The following is a 13,326-nucleotide window of genomic DNA, read 5'->3' on the forward strand; positions in this document are numbered from 1 at the left end:
ACAACTTTATCAGGCGCTTATTCCTGCCGGCGCCCATGTTACGCTTATTTTGTGGTATTCTGTCTCTCCCGGAGATTTTTGCTATGAAATCGGAAGACATCCTCGACTGGTACCCAGCCCAGCTCCCGCCCGTTAAAATCATTCTGGGTAATGCCGTGCTTGAAGTCGGAAAGCTTGGCCGCCCGATCAACGCCAGAACGCTACGTGAGTATCTGCAGGTGCTTCAGCGCACGCAAAAAAGCCGCGATGATAAAATCGCCCTGCAAACCGCAATCGACGTTTTGTCGGATAATCAACGCGTAAACGGAAAATTATAATGGTCACGGCGGCTGCACCGCTGTAAGACTCACTATCCCCTTCAATAACTTAAGTTTTTTTAAAATGTTCTCTGAAGGGAATTAATTTGTATCTTTCGCCTGTAAAAAGGTGCATCGTCGTAGGTGGCCCACAATGATATGCAGAGTCATTTGCCTGAGCCAACGTAAGAGCCAGCAACTCGCGCCGAACGCGTCCTTCGAGGTTTCAACATGAAAGCGGCAAACACTTTTTTTTGCCTTCCATCCGAGCTACCGACGGTCAGAGCGATTATCGGGGACGCCGTGCTTGAAATTATCAGAAGCGGTGCGCCTGTGGGTGCTGCAGGACTGCTGACGCTGCTGAAAAGCCCGGGAGCCAGGAAGAACTGGTCCGATGAAGGCCCCCTCTTGCAGATTGCGATTGATGCTCTGGAAGAGAGCTTATCGATTGATTTCAAAAAAATATAACCCACACAGATTAACCACACCGAAGGTCACACTATGTTTATGACACTATTTATTTATCTCGGAATTATCGGTTCCGTCGCCGCGCTGGCTTTATTTTCCCTGTCCCTGCTATGGATTGCCGTTTCAAATAACCCGGATAACACGGATATATAAACTTCAGCGCAATTTACTCTTCCGATAAAGGCCAGCCCCTCGACGCTATCTCTTCCTCAGACATCCTGTTGCATCGCTACCGGCTGCGTTTCAGATAGCATAACGACGTATCTCCGGCCAACCGCTCCCTGTCCTGCCCCGCATGTGGAAAGTCCGGCAATGCCTTTCATCACCGGACCGGGCATGCGCTTATTTTATCCCGCGACGCGAAACGTAATCCCGCGCCGCTTGTCCGGTGTAAATCTGACGTGGACGGTAAATATTCAGCGGCGACTCGTGCATTTCATTCCAGTGCGCGACCCACCCCAGCGTACGTCCCACCGCGGTCATAACGACAAACATCGACGAAGGTAGCCCCATCGCTTTCAGGATCACGGCGGTATAGAAATCGACGCTCGGCGAAAGTCCATTCTCCACAAAGTAGGGATCGTTGAGCGCCACCTCTTCCAGAGCCATTGCCACCTGAAGCAGTCGGTCCGACATGCCCAGCTCTGCCAGCACCTTATGGCAGGTTTCGCGCAGAATGGCCGCCCGGGGATCGAGATATTTGTAGCGCGAGTTGCCAAAGCCCAGCCGGCGGAAAGCCAAAGGATCCCTTTTCACCTTACTGATAAACGCCGGGATCTGTTCGATGCTCTCAATATCCCCCAGCATTTGCATACTGGCCTCGTTGGCGCCACCGTGCATCGGCCCCCACATCGACGCCAGACCGGCCGCCACGCAGGCGAAGAGATTCGCCCCGGAGGAGCCGGCCGCACGCACCGTTGTGGTCGATGCGCACTGCCCGTGATCGGCATGGAGCACCATAATCTGGTTCAACGCCTGCTCAATAACCGGGTTCACCTGGTACTTTTCCGCTGGAACCGCAAACAGCATATGCAGGAAATTCCCGGCATAAGAGAGATCGTTTCTCGGGTAGACCGCAGGTTGCTCGATGGAAAACTTATAGCTCATCGCCGCAAGCGTAGGCATTTTGGAAAGCAAGCGGGTGGCGGCCAGCGCACGATGCTCGGGGTTTTCGACATCCAGCACATCGTGATAGAACGCGGCCAGTGCGCCCACCATGGCACACATCAGCGCCATCGGATGGGAGTCGCGCCGAAATCCGCTGCACATTTTCGACATCTGCTCATGCACCAGGGTATGGCGGGTAATTTTTTCCCGGAAGACCTGATAACGCTCCTCATCGGGCGCCTCGCCGTGCAGCATAATGTACGCCACCTCCAGGAACTCACACTGCCGGGCCAGCTGGTCAACCGGGTAGCCACGGTGCAGCAGGACGCTATTTTCCGTATCGATATAGGAAATCGCCGACTCACACCCGGCGGTATTGCTGAAGCCCGGATCAAAACTGCACATTCCTGAATTCGCGAGCGCGCGGAGATCAATACCGAGGTGACCCAGCGTCCCGGACACCGTATTCAGAGGGATGGCCTCTTGTCCATCCAAAGAAAGTATTAACGGTTTCGTTCCCATCCTGTAAATTCCCCTCAACAGCCAACGCATGATCACCCTGAAGACATTCTCCAGGCCGAATTTCCAACATAGCCAGGGTGATGCGGCTATTCTTTGATATAAACGGTTAAACACGCGATAAAAAGCGGGTTTTACCAGGGCTTCCTGTGCTCTAACCTGACTAAGGACTACCGTGTTAGCCAATACGCTTATTTTTGTCGTCGCCGCCATCCATATCTACATTCTGATTCTGGAGATGTTTTTGTGGGAGAGTAAAACCGGGCGCCGGGCATTCGGCCTTAGCGCCAGTTTTGCCCGTGAGACCCGGGTGATGGCAGCCAATCAGGGTCTGTATAACGGTTTTCTGGCCGCCGGTTTGCTGTGGGGACTGTGGAGTCCAGAGAGCGGGTTTGAGTTTAAAGCGTTCTTTCTGATCTGCGTGGTGATCGCCGGGCTGTTTGGCGCCGCAACCGCCAGTCGAAAAATACTGTATGTGCAGGCACTCCCGGCAACGGTGGCGCTGATAGCGCTGTACGTCAGTTAACCGAGAGCCCGGAAAAGACCGCCGCCGGCATTGACGGCGGCGGGACGTTAATCAATCCCCAGGCGGTAAGTGCCGGGATGCTTCCCAGGCCATTGGCGAAAGCACCCATATGCTCGCCACTTTATGGACCCGCGCATCGGACATCGCTGGCCCGATACTCAGCAGCGAAGCCATAAGTAACAGCAGATACACTCCTTTTCTCTTCATCTCGGTGATTCCTCATCGTTGCGCACGGAATGTAGTGCCGGCTTATGTCGTTCAATCATCGACAGGCAGCCTACCAGTACAACGATAATGGCCCCGAAGATCAGGCTGACGACGTTGGCGCCAAAGGCAGGCAAAATAAACCGCCAGAAACTTACACAACTAACGGACATGGCCGAAGAGATATTGTCGCAAATTGATAACGGCGCTGAAGAAGGCGATGAAGGGCTAAAACCGATGATCGGCGACTGGAACAGCCGGGTTATCCACCCACAAACATTCTCTGATTTCCGGGATTTTTCCTCATGGACCAGTGCAAATAACTTTACCCGGATGGCATTTAATCAGGAAAAATTCATTACGGATTAAATCTGGGGTGAGCTCATTCAGATAATCAATTTCATGTACAGTGCTGAAGGTAAGGAATCTGAACACAGCCAGGCTCTGGATTGCTGGAGAACAAGGTTGATGCCAATCCGTCCGACCTCATCTACTGGCCTACTGATGAGGGGGGTATGATTCTACATATAACGTTCAAACTGCCACGCTGCGATGGCCACCAGCATGCACAAAACGATGAGGACAACGCCCAGCACCCTGCGTCTCAAACAGAGAGCCACCCCTGCAGAAAGACCAAGTAATGTCAGCGTGACGGGCCAGCCAGCAATTGCCGTCAGGTAGGCCACAATCAGGTAGTCCTTTATCAATTCACTTTCCTCTAACTAGATTGTCTGGTCGAACCGATGGCCGCCAGTTGGCTAATTCAGTCTGGCGTTCCGCTTTCTGTTCTACAGGCAGTGGGAACACGTAGAGATGATACGCAAAGATGCCACCTGACACCTCACCATTTCACGGATCTGAGCGACAAATTGACGCCATTTTTGCAGAAGATGTCCCAAATATGTCCCACGGGGAAAAATCAGCGACTGGAGGAAGTTGATAACTGTTGATTTTGAATGGTACGCCCTACAGGGTTCGAACCTGTGACCTACGGCTTAGAAGGCCGTTGCTCTATCCAGCTGAGCTAAGGGCGCACTGAAATGCGGATGCTTCGACGAGTGAAACCGCCTGGAATTATACGGTCAACGCTCAGTGAGTCAATGCATTTTGCCATCAAACTGCGGCAGCATAACTAACTTGCCTACATATAAAACAAAGGTTGTGCAAAGATCGCCCGGCGCCGGTTTTCAGTACTGATACATCGGCGATAACAATAAAGAGTCCTAACGCCCCCAAAATGCCCCCAATAGCCCTTTAAACAGCGGTGTTTTTAGCCCTGAGTTTGCTCAAAGAGGGATAAAAACTCAAACGAGGACTGACAGCGAGGCTGGCTTCTGACAAAATATCCGCATCCCCCTTTCGATACGATACAGATGGAATCCTCTCTCTGATGGCAGCAAAAATTATTGACGGTAAAACGATTGCGCAGCAGGTACGCTCTGAGGTTGCGGAAAAAGTGAAGGCCCGCACTGCGGCCGGAAAACGCGCCCCAGGGTTAGCCGTTGTACTGGTCGGCAGTAACCCGGCGTCGCAGATTTATGTCGGCAGCAAGCGCAAAGCGTGTGAAGAGGTGGGATTTGTCTCCCGCTCATACGATCTCCCGGAAACCACCAGCGAGGCGGAATTACTGGAGCTTATTGATACGCTGAATGCCGATACCACTATCGACGGTATTCTGGTACAGCTGCCGCTGCCTGCCGGAATTGATAACGTGAAAGTACTGGAGCGTATCGCCCCGGACAAAGATGTTGACGGTTTCCACCCCTACAACGTCGGCCGCCTGTGCCAGCGCGCCCCGCGTCTGCGCCCGTGCACACCGCGCGGAATCGTCACTCTGCTTGAGCGTTACAATATCGACACCTATGGCCTGAACGCCGTGGTGATTGGCGCATCGAACATCGTCGGCCGTCCGATGAGCATGGAACTGCTGCTGGCGGGCTGCACGACTACCGTGACCCACCGCTTCACCCGGAATTTACGTCAGCATGTCGAAAATGCTGACCTGCTGATTGTTGCGGTCGGTAAACCGGGCTTTATTCCGGGCGAGTGGATCAAAGAAGGCGCCATCGTTGTGGATGTCGGTATTAACCGTCTGGAAAGCGGCAAAGTGGTCGGAGACGTCGTCTTTGAAGATGCCGCAGAACGCGCGTCATACATTACGCCAGTCCCGGGCGGCGTTGGCCCGATGACCGTTGCTACACTGATTCAAAACACGCTACAGGCGTGCGAAGAATATCACGACATTCAGGAGGCCTGAGATGGCGAATTTTTCTCTGGGCAAACACCCACACGTTGAACTGTGCGATCTGCTGAAGCTGGAAGGCTGGAGTGAGAGCGGCGCGCAGGCAAAAATAGCGATTGCCGATGGCCTGGTGAAGGTGGATGGCGCGGTAGAAACCCGTAAACGCTGCAAAATCGTCGCCGGTCAGACGGTGAGTTTTGAAGGCCAGAGCGTCACCGTTACCGCCTGATCCTGCTTAATGAACGATCGCCACCTCCACAGGAGGTGGTTTAAGATTGATCATAAAAACGCCCGGCAAGCCGGGCGTTTTTTTATTGCTTACTTCCGGCGCCAGGTGGTTCCCTGCGGGCCGTCCTCCAGCACGATCCCCATCTCATTGAGACGGTCACGCGCCGCATCCGCAGCGGCCCAGTCTTTCGCTTTACGCGCATCCAGACGCTGCTGAATCAGCCGCTCGATTTCCGCAACTTCACCGTCGTCAGCCTGCGCACCGCTTTGCAGGAAGACATCCGGCTCCTGCTCAAGCAGCCCCAGCACGCCGGAGAGCTTGCGCATATGTGCGGCCATGGCGTTAGCCGCGGCGACATCTTCCGTCTTCAGGCGGTTGACCTCACGCGCCATATCGAACAGCACGGAATAGGCTTCCGGGGTATTGAAATCGTCATCCATCGCTTCAATAAAGCGCGCTTCGAAGGCGTCGCCGCCGGCCGGCTCTACCGATTTGTCGGTACCGCGCAGCGCGGTATACAGACGCTCCAGCGCAGAACGAGCCTGCTTGAGGTTTTCTTCGCTGTAGTTCAGCTGGCTACGATAGTGGCCGGACATCAGGAAATAGCGAATGGTCTCCGCATCGTAGTACTTCAGCACGTCGCGTACGGTAAAGAAATTGCCCAGCGATTTTGACATTTTCTCGCGGTCAACCATCACCATCCCGGAGTGCATCCAGTAGTTAACGTATTCCCCGTCGTGAGCACAGGTGGACTGGGCTATTTCGTTTTCATGATGCGGGAACATCAGATCCGAACCGCCGCCATGGATATCAAAATGGTTGCCCAGCTGTTTGCAGTTCATCGCCGAACATTCAATGTGCCAGCCAGGACGACCGTTGCCCCACGGCGACGGCCAGCTTGGCTCGCCCTCTTTCGACATTTTCCACAGCACGAAGTCCATCGGGTTACGCTTGACGTCAACGACATCCACGCGGGCGCCGGCCTGCAGCTGGTCCAGATCCTGGCGCGACAGCTGCCCGTAATTCGGATCGGTCGGTACCGAGAACATCACATCCCCGTTGTCCGCCACGTACGCATGACCGCGGGCGATCAGTTGTTCAGTGATTTCAATGATCTCGGGAATATGATGGGTGGCGCGAGGCTCCATATCCGGACGCAGAATATTCAGCGCATCGAAATCATTGTGCATTTCGGCAATCATGCGATCGACCAGCGCGACAAAGCTTTCGCCGTTCTCATTAGCACGCTTAATGATTTTATCGTCGATATCGGTAATGTTGCGCACGTACTTCAGCTTATAGCCGAGAAAACGCAGGTAGCGGGCAACCACGTCAAAAGAGACGAAAGTACGGCCATGGCCGATGTGACAGAGATCGTAAACGGTAATTCCACACACGTACATGCCCACTTCCCCGGCATGGATAGGCTTAAACTCTTCTTTTTGGCGCGTCAGTGTATTAAAAATTTTTAACATCGAAGATTCCGTGTAGACGTGTGTGAATATCAGGTCGCGTATTCTAACCTTAATTCAACCCCGAAGCAGCACACAATGCAAGGTGATCGAACCCGGCGGTTATGCTATAACAGCCCCCTATGTCACGCCCAACTTTGGGTTTAAGCACCACAATCATCGGAACAGGATGCAAAAATGGTTACTTTCCACACTAATCATGGCGATATCGTCATCAAAACCTTTGACGACAAAGCGCCGGAAACAGTTAAAAACTTCCTGGATTACTGCCGCGAAGGTTTCTACAACAACACCATTTTCCACCGTGTTATCAACGGTTTCATGATCCAGGGCGGCGGCTTTGAGCCAGGCATGGAGCAGAAAACCACCAAATCCCCGATCCAGAACGAAGCCAACAACGGTCTGAAAAACACCCGCGGTACTCTGGCCATGGCCCGTACTCAGGCACCTCACTCCGCCACCGCGCAGTTCTTCATTAACGTTGTCGATAACGACTTCCTGAACTTCTCCGGTGAAAACCTGCAGGGTTGGGGCTACTGCGTCTTTGCCGAAGTGGTTGAAGGTATGGACGTGGTCGACAAAATCAAAGCGGTGGCTACCGGCCGCAGCGGCATGCATCAGGATGTGCCGAAAGAAGATGTGGTGATCAAAAGCGTCACCGTCAGCGAGTAATTCGTGGCGACACTTTTTATTGCGGATTTGCATCTGCAAACAGAAGAACCGGCGATCACCGCCGGTTTTCTACGCTTTTTAGCCGGCGAAGCCCGCGAGGCGGACGCGCTGTATATCCTTGGCGATCTGTTTGAAGCCTGGATTGGCGATGACGATCCGAACCCGCTGCATCAGCAAATCGCCTCGGCAATCAACGCATTAACTCAATCCGGCGTGCCCTGCTATTTTGTTCACGGCAACCGCGACTTTCTCGTGGGCCAGCGCTTCGCACGCGCCTGCGGGATGCGGCTGCTGGCGGAAGAAAACGTGCTCGATCTGTATGGCCGTCGGGTCCTGATCATGCACGGCGATACGCTGTGCACCGACGATCCGGGCTATCTGGCTTTTCGTGCCAAAGTCCATACACCGTGGATTCAGCGTCTGTTCCTTGCCCTGCCGCTGTTTATTCGCCGCCGTATCGCCGCCAGAATGCGCGCCGACAGCAAAGCGGCCAACAGCAGCAAGTCGCTGGAAATCATGGATGTCAATCCGCAGGCCGTGGTCGACGCGCTGGAAAGACATCAGGTGCAGTGGCTGATTCACGGTCACACGCATCGCCCTGCCGTCCACCCGCTAGAGGCCAACGGCAAACCGGCATTTCGCGTCGTCCTCGGCGCCTGGCACAGCGAAGGGTCGATGGTCAAAGTCAGCAAAGACGACGTTGAGCTGATCGCATTCCCGTTTTAATTTCCAGCGCATTTTCACCCCATCACCGGTGACGCAACCGTTTTCCTTGCCGAAAGATCATGTTATTCTCTGTGGCCTCTAAAGCAGTGTGAAGCACACCCACAGGAGTTTTAAGACGCATGTCTTCCCGCAATAATTCGGCGCGTATCGCCATCGTGATGGGGTCCAAAAGCGACTGGGCTACCATGCAGTTTACCGCAGAAATCCTTGATGCCCTGAACGTTCCGTACCATGTTGAAGTGGTCTCCGCACACCGGACGCCCGATAAGCTGTTTAGCTTTGCCGAAGACGCGGAAAGCAACGGTTATCAGGTGATTATTGCCGGCGCGGGCGGCGCGGCGCATCTGCCGGGCATGATTGCGGCGAAAACTCTGGTGCCGGTATTAGGTGTGCCGGTGCAAAGCGCGGCGTTAAGCGGCGTAGACAGTCTCTACTCTATTGTTCAGATGCCGCGCGGAATTCCCGTCGGCACGCTGGCCATCGGCAAAGCCGGTGCCGCCAATGCGGCCCTGCTGGCGGCGCAGATTCTGGCGGTGCACGATGCCGAACTGCATCAGCGCCTGAGCGCCTGGCGCCAGGCCCAGACCGATGAGGTGCTGGAGAATCCGGATCCGCGGGGTGCGGCATGAAGCAGGTTTGCATCCTTGGCAACGGCCAGCTAGGCCGGATGCTGCGCCAGGCCGGTGAACCGCTGGGTATCGCCGTCTGGCCAGTCGGTCTGGAAGCCGATCCTGAAGCGGTGCCGTTTCAGCAAAGCGTGATCACTGCCGAAATCGAACGTTGGCCGGAAACGGCGCTCACGCGTGAACTGGCGCGCCACCCGGCGTTTGTTAACCGCGATGTGTTCCCGATCATTGCCGACCGTCTGACGCAAAAACAGCTGTTTGATAAGCTGGAGCTCGCCACCGCGCCGTGGCAGCTGCTGGCAGATAAAAGCGAGTGGCCGGCGGTATTCGCACGTCTGGGCGAACTGGCTATCGTTAAGCGTCGCGTGGGCGGTTACGATGGTCGCGGCCAATGGCGACTGCGCGAAAACGACATTGCGCAGCTGCCGGATGAAAACTATGGCCAATGTATTGTTGAGCAAGGCATCAACTTTTCCGCCGAAGTGTCGCTGGTTGGCGCCCGCGCGCAGGATGGCAGCACGGTGTTCTACCCGCTTACCCGCAACCTGCACCAGGAGGGCATTCTGCGTACCAGCGTCGCCTTCCCGCAGGCCAATGCCCGCCAGCAGGACCAGGCGGAAAGCATGCTTACCGCCATTATGAACGAGCTGAACTACGTGGGCGTGATGGCGATGGAGTGTTTTGTCACCGCTGACGGCCTGCTGATTAACGAGCTGGCGCCACGCGTGCACAACAGCGGTCACTGGACCCAGAACGGGGCCTCGATCAGCCAGTTCGAACTGCATCTGCGGGCGATTACCGGCCTGCCGCTGCCGCCGCCGGTAGTGAACAGCCCTTCGGTGATGATCAACCTGATCGGTAGCGATCTGAACTACGACTGGCTGAAGCTGCCGCTGGTGCATCTGCACTGGTACGACAAAGAAGTGCGTCCGGGGCGCAAAGTGGGTCACCTTAACCTGACCGACAGCGATACCGACCGCCTGAGCGCCACGCTGGAAGCCTTAAAACCTATTCTGCCGCCGGAGTACGCCAGCGGTATCTTCTGGGCGCAATCCCAGCTGGCTTAACCCTCCTGACACATTCTGGCGCCCGGCGCATCCGCCGCCTGTGCGCCCGAATGAAAACGGCTATTTGCCGGGGAATTGATCTTCGCCCTTCCCCGGCAGACATTCAGGCGCGTAGAATCCCCTCCTTGCTTTAAAGATTTTCTTATTTTAAAGACGCTTTCAGTTTGACTTCAGAAGGATGACCCATGAAAAATGGGACGGATTACCGCACCATTCTCACGGCGGACACGCCAATCATTGACGTCCGCGCCCCGATCGAATTCCGCCAAAGCGCACTTCCTGCGGCACTGAATCTGCCGCTGATGGACGACGCCGAACGCGCCGCCGTCGGCACCTGCTATAAACGACACGGCGCGGACGCGGCATTAGCGCTGGGCCATCAGTTAGTCAACGGCGAGGTGCGGGAAAAGCGTCTCGCCGCATGGCGTGATGCCTGTTTACGTTATCCGCAGGGCTATCTGTGCTGCGCCCGCGGTGGCCAGCGTTCGCACATCGTGCAACAGTGGCTACATGAGGCCGGCATCGAGTACCCGCTGATCGTCGGCGGCTATAAGGCGCTGCGCCAGGCCGCTATCCAGTTCACCGAAGAGCTGGTCCAACGCCCGATAGTGCTGATCGGCGGCTGTACCGGCAACGGCAAGACCCAGCTGGTCTGCTCCCGACCCGACGGTATCGATCTGGAGGGGCTCGCCCACCATCGCGGCTCATCGTTCGGCCGCACGTTGCGTGACCAGCACGCCCAGGCAACATTTGAAAACCATCTGGCGGTGGCGATGTTGAAAAAAGCCGGGCAGCATCGTCGCTGGGTGCTGGAAGATGAAGGACATATGATCGGCGCGAACCACCTGCCGGAATGCATGCGTGAGCGCATGGCGCAATCGCCGCTGGCGGTAGTGGAAGACCCGTTTGAGATCCGCCTGGAGCGCCTGCGGGAAGAGTATTTTGACCGTATGCACCGTGATTTTATTGATGCTTACGGTGAAGAGAAAGGCTGGCAGGAGTACAGCGAATACCTGCATCACGGTCTGTTTGCCATTCGCCGTCGCCTGGGACTACAGCGTTTTGCCCAGCTCACCGCCCTGCTTGACGAGGCGCTGGCTTCGCAGCAGCGAGATGCTACGACCGATGCCCATTTTGCCTGGCTGGTGCCGCTGTTGAAAGAGTACTACGACCCGATGTATCGCTATCAGCTGAGCAAAAAAGCGGAAAAAATTATCTTTCGCGGCAGCTGGAATGACGTCGCCTCCTGGCTGACGAAGTAATCAAATTCCCTACAGCCCCGGCTTGCGGCGTCGACGCCTTAGCCGGGGCTACGGGTGAGCCTGTAACCCCGGTAAGCGCAGCGCCACCGGGGAGTCGCAGCCGCTTAGAAGTCGTAGCGCAGACGCACCAGGTTCATATCGCCCAGGTTGTCGGTGCTGGACGTAAAGACGTGCTCATAATCAACGCGGAAACCGTAATCCAGCTGGAAGCTGATCCCCAGCCCGTTATCAATTCGCTGATAGTTACGGCCGTTGACGTACTCCAGGCGATCGCCCATAAAGTACGGCTGAATCGTTTTCACCGCGTACTGACCAATCGGGAAGGTATAACCGGCGAAGTACTCAATCCCCCAGGCATCCCCGGCGAAATAGTCGTAAACATCGGTTTTCTTCGTGGTCATAAAGTTCTGATACCAGCCGCCACCGAAGGAGAAGGTCCAGTTATCCGGTTTCCAGCTCAGCGCCGTACCGAGGATATTCTGATCATAGGTTTTGTTGTCTGCTGTTGACGGGTCGCGCATCTCGGCACGGGTGTAGTTCCACGCGGTCCCCCAGGTCAGGTCCTTAGTGATGTGATAATCCACGCCCACGGAACCGCCGCCTTTACGTTTATAGCGCAGGCCATTGCCCGGCAGATATTCATTATCTTCAAACAAATAGGAGGCATAGAGGTCAACGTCACCCGCCGTTTTCTTATATTTCAGCATATTACGGGAACGATACGAACCATCGTAGTCGCCGTTGATGCCGTTACCCGGCGCCTGGGCGATCATGTCGTAATCCCAGATATCGGTTTTCGCCCCAACCACATCATAGTAAATACTGTTTTGCTGACCGTAGGTTAGTGTCCCCCAGGTGTCGCTCTTCAGCCCGGTGTACAACATACGGCGGCTCGTATTATTGGCGCCTTCCGCATAGTGGTTATCCCAGTCAAACAACGCCGGAATATTGACCCCCAGCTCGTAATAGCTGATCCAGCTAATATCATCAAACAGATAATAATCAGCGGCGAAGCGGAAACGGGTCCCGCCATCAAAACCATTACGTTTATAAGACCCTTTATCGCCGTCGCCGGACATCATGTTGAACTGCGGACGAATACTCCCGCCGACGGTAAAGTTGAGGCGGCTCAGCGGATCTCCGGCCTGCGGGTCCTGTTTCAGTAGCGTAATCTCAGCCTGGGATGCGAAAGAGGTTAACGCCAGTGCTGCGCCGATCGTCACCGCCAGCGCTTTTATTTTATGTGCCATGCTTTTTCCTTGAGTAATAAGCAACCTTATAGTTTCCAGCTGAATATTAACCGTGATTTGGCATGACGTGTTGTTGGGTTTTTAATGTTTAGTGCTGTTAAAAATCAGTGAGTTATCATTTTGTGCGTTTAAAAAGTCAGCGATTATCATTTCATCGTTCTGTCATTAAAATGAAGTACTGCCGCTCAAACATTATCCATGGAGGAAGCATGTCGAAAAAACTACTGCAGCTGCACTTTGCCTTTAACGGCCCCTTCGGCAGCGAGATGTCCCGCCAGCTCGTGGAGCTGGCCGAGTCCATCAATCAGGAGCCGGGGTTTATCTGGAAGGTCTGGACTGAAAGCGAAAAGAACCACGAAGCGGGCGGGATCTATCTTTTCGAGGATGAAGATACCGCCCTCGCTTATCTCAATAAGCATACCGCGCGCCTGAAATCACTCGGCGTTGATGAGGTTATCGGCAAAGTTTTCGACGTCAATGAACCGCTCACCGCGCTGAACCACGGTCATCTGCAATAGCGTTTATTTCGCGATAGCGCGCGTATTTTGCCGGGCGGCGGCTGACGCCTGACCCGGTCTACGGTTCCAATATATCAACAGGCTCTATTTTCCCGTCGGTTCGGGCAAGCGCAGCGTCGCCAGGCGCTTGCCCGATGAGGTC

17 protein-coding genes, 1 tRNA gene and 1 pseudogene are annotated in these 13,326 nt (G+C 55.0%); 14 read left to right on the forward strand and 5 right to left on the reverse strand.

The window, feature by feature from the left end:
• Positions 1-83: 83 nt before the first annotated feature.
• From AC236I_RS18680 to AC236I_RS18690, 3 genes are all read left to right on the forward strand, one after another.
• Positions 84-317, forward strand: a complete 234-nt coding sequence (locus tag AC236I_RS18680; protein WP_032716782.1) for a hypothetical protein — start codon at positions 84-86, stop codon at positions 315-317.
• A 210-nt stretch (positions 318-527) separates the two neighbouring features.
• A complete protein-coding gene (locus tag AC236I_RS18685) occupies positions 528-764 on the forward strand; it encodes a hypothetical protein (protein WP_004858894.1) in 237 nt (78 codons plus the stop codon).
• A gap of 39 nt (positions 765-803) precedes the next feature.
• On the forward strand, positions 804-917 hold the full coding sequence (locus tag AC236I_RS18690) for a YnaM/YnfT family protein (RefSeq protein ID WP_350340430.1): 114 nt from the start codon (positions 804-806) through the stop codon (positions 915-917).
• Positions 918-1,106: 189 nt separating this feature from the next.
• On the opposite strand, the gene AC236I_RS18695 is transcribed toward AC236I_RS18690, so the two are convergent.
• Positions 1,107-2,393: a citrate synthase gene (locus tag AC236I_RS18695; protein WP_064359652.1), complete on the reverse strand. Its 1,287-nt coding sequence runs from the start codon at positions 2,391-2,393 to the stop codon at positions 1,107-1,109.
• Positions 2,394-2,565: 172 nt separating this feature from the next.
• Here AC236I_RS18695 and AC236I_RS18700 point away from each other — a divergent pair, with 172 nt between their 5' ends.
• Positions 2,566-2,916 (forward strand): DUF1304 domain-containing protein, encoded by a 351-nt coding sequence (locus AC236I_RS18700; protein ID WP_004858886.1) that lies wholly within the window; start codon positions 2,566-2,568, stop codon positions 2,914-2,916.
• Positions 2,917-3,210: 294 nt separating this feature from the next.
• Positions 3,211-3,489 carry a hypothetical protein gene (locus tag AC236I_RS18705; protein WP_050545420.1) on the forward strand — a complete coding sequence of 93 codons (279 nt, stop codon included), beginning with the start codon at positions 3,211-3,213 and terminating at the stop codon, positions 3,487-3,489.
• A gap of 152 nt (positions 3,490-3,641) precedes the next feature.
• Here the strand turns inward: AC236I_RS18705 and AC236I_RS18710 are convergent, their stop codons facing one another.
• Entirely contained in the window at positions 3,642-3,827 is a 186-nt protein-coding gene (locus AC236I_RS18710; protein ID WP_015585000.1) for a hypothetical protein, read from the reverse strand.
• A gap of 42 nt (positions 3,828-3,869) precedes the next feature.
• Between AC236I_RS18710 and AC236I_RS18715 the strand changes: the two are divergent.
• Positions 3,870-4,060: pseudogene (locus AC236I_RS18715) on the forward strand (integrase); the annotation flags it as partial.
• A gap of 17 nt (positions 4,061-4,077) precedes the next feature.
• Here AC236I_RS18715 and AC236I_RS18720 read toward each other — a convergent pair.
• Positions 4,078-4,154: transfer RNA gene (locus AC236I_RS18720), tRNA-Arg, on the reverse strand.
• Positions 4,155-4,510: 356 nt separating this feature from the next.
• On the opposite strand from AC236I_RS18720, the gene folD reads away from it, so the two are divergent.
• Positions 4,511-5,377 carry a bifunctional methylenetetrahydrofolate dehydrogenase/methenyltetrahydrofolate cyclohydrolase FolD gene (gene folD, locus AC236I_RS18725; protein WP_004858880.1) on the forward strand — a complete coding sequence of 289 codons (867 nt, stop codon included), beginning with the start codon at positions 4,511-4,513 and terminating at the stop codon, positions 5,375-5,377.
• Position 5,378: 1 nt separating this feature from the next.
• A complete protein-coding gene (gene ybcJ, locus AC236I_RS18730) occupies positions 5,379-5,591 on the forward strand; it encodes a ribosome-associated protein YbcJ (RefSeq protein WP_004858878.1) in 213 nt (70 codons plus the stop codon).
• A gap of 89 nt (positions 5,592-5,680) precedes the next feature.
• Here the strand turns inward: ybcJ and cysS are convergent, their stop codons facing one another.
• On the reverse strand, positions 5,681-7,066 hold the full coding sequence (gene cysS / locus AC236I_RS18735; RefSeq protein ID WP_004858875.1) for a cysteine--tRNA ligase: 1,386 nt from the start codon (positions 7,064-7,066) through the stop codon (positions 5,681-5,683).
• 174 nt (positions 7,067-7,240) lie between these two features.
• On the opposite strand from cysS, the gene ppiB reads away from it, so the two are divergent.
• The 5 genes from ppiB (at position 7,241) to mnmH (ending at position 11,416) form a co-directional block, all read left to right on the forward strand.
• Complete coding sequence (gene ppiB, locus AC236I_RS18740) at positions 7,241-7,735, forward strand: peptidylprolyl isomerase B (protein WP_004858873.1); 495 nt, start codon at positions 7,241-7,243, stop codon at positions 7,733-7,735.
• Between the two features lie 3 nt (positions 7,736-7,738).
• On the forward strand, positions 7,739-8,461 hold the full coding sequence (lpxH, locus tag AC236I_RS18745; protein WP_004858872.1) for a UDP-2,3-diacylglucosamine diphosphatase: 723 nt from the start codon (positions 7,739-7,741) through the stop codon (positions 8,459-8,461).
• Between the two features lie 119 nt (positions 8,462-8,580).
• Positions 8,581-9,090, forward strand: a complete 510-nt coding sequence (gene purE / locus AC236I_RS18750) for a 5-(carboxyamino)imidazole ribonucleotide mutase (protein ID WP_004858870.1) — start codon at positions 8,581-8,583, stop codon at positions 9,088-9,090.
• Positions 9,087-10,154: a 5-(carboxyamino)imidazole ribonucleotide synthase gene (purK, locus tag AC236I_RS18755; RefSeq protein ID WP_487608586.1), complete on the forward strand. Its 1,068-nt coding sequence runs from the start codon at positions 9,087-9,089 to the stop codon at positions 10,152-10,154. Before purE ends, purK begins: the two co-directional genes overlap by 4 nt.
• Positions 10,155-10,339: 185 nt before the next feature.
• Positions 10,340-11,416, forward strand: a complete 1,077-nt coding sequence (gene mnmH / locus AC236I_RS18760; protein ID WP_004858865.1) for a tRNA 2-selenouridine(34) synthase MnmH — start codon at positions 10,340-10,342, stop codon at positions 11,414-11,416.
• Between the two features lie 104 nt (positions 11,417-11,520).
• On the opposite strand, the gene AC236I_RS18765 is transcribed toward mnmH, so the two are convergent.
• Entirely contained in the window at positions 11,521-12,666 is a 1,146-nt protein-coding gene (locus tag AC236I_RS18765) for a porin (RefSeq protein ID WP_044346317.1), read from the reverse strand.
• A gap of 209 nt (positions 12,667-12,875) precedes the next feature.
• Here AC236I_RS18765 and AC236I_RS18770 point away from each other — a divergent pair, with 209 nt between their 5' ends.
• A complete protein-coding gene (locus tag AC236I_RS18770; RefSeq protein ID WP_487608587.1) occupies positions 12,876-13,184 on the forward strand; it encodes a monooxygenase in 309 nt (102 codons plus the stop codon).
• Positions 13,185-13,326: the final 142 nt, after the last annotated feature.

Source organism: Klebsiella sp. Sb-30 (assembly GCF_057652795.1).

Bases quoted from the DNA above. Each gene is read 5' to 3' on its own strand.
- AC236I_RS18680 (WP_032716782.1), top strand. From the start codon at position 84: ATGAAATCGGAAGACATCCTCGACTGGTACCCAGCCCAGCTCCCGCCC.
- AC236I_RS18685 (WP_004858894.1), top strand. From the start codon at position 528: ATGAAAGCGGCAAACACTTTTTTTTGCCTTCCATCCGAGCTACCGACG.
- AC236I_RS18690 (WP_350340430.1), top strand. From the start codon at position 804: ATGACACTATTTATTTATCTCGGAATTATCGGTTCCGTCGCCGCGCTG.
- AC236I_RS18695 (WP_064359652.1), bottom strand. From the start codon at position 2,393: ATGGGAACGAAACCGTTAATACTTTCTTTGGATGGACAAGAGGCCATC.
- AC236I_RS18705 (WP_050545420.1), top strand. From the start codon at position 3,211: ATGGCCCCGAAGATCAGGCTGACGACGTTGGCGCCAAAGGCAGGCAAA.
- folD (WP_004858880.1), top strand. From the start codon at position 4,511: ATGGCAGCAAAAATTATTGACGGTAAAACGATTGCGCAGCAGGTACGC.
- ybcJ (WP_004858878.1), top strand. From the start codon at position 5,379: ATGGCGAATTTTTCTCTGGGCAAACACCCACACGTTGAACTGTGCGAT.
- cysS (WP_004858875.1), bottom strand. From the start codon at position 7,066: ATGTTAAAAATTTTTAATACACTGACGCGCCAAAAAGAAGAGTTTAAG.
- ppiB (WP_004858873.1), top strand. From the start codon at position 7,241: ATGGTTACTTTCCACACTAATCATGGCGATATCGTCATCAAAACCTTT.
- purE (WP_004858870.1), top strand. From the start codon at position 8,581: ATGTCTTCCCGCAATAATTCGGCGCGTATCGCCATCGTGATGGGGTCC.
- purK (WP_487608586.1), top strand. From the start codon at position 9,087: ATGAAGCAGGTTTGCATCCTTGGCAACGGCCAGCTAGGCCGGATGCTG.
- mnmH (WP_004858865.1), top strand. From the start codon at position 10,340: ATGAAAAATGGGACGGATTACCGCACCATTCTCACGGCGGACACGCCA.
- AC236I_RS18765 (WP_044346317.1), bottom strand. From the start codon at position 12,666: ATGGCACATAAAATAAAAGCGCTGGCGGTGACGATCGGCGCAGCACTG.
- AC236I_RS18770 (WP_487608587.1), top strand. From the start codon at position 12,876: ATGTCGAAAAAACTACTGCAGCTGCACTTTGCCTTTAACGGCCCCTTC.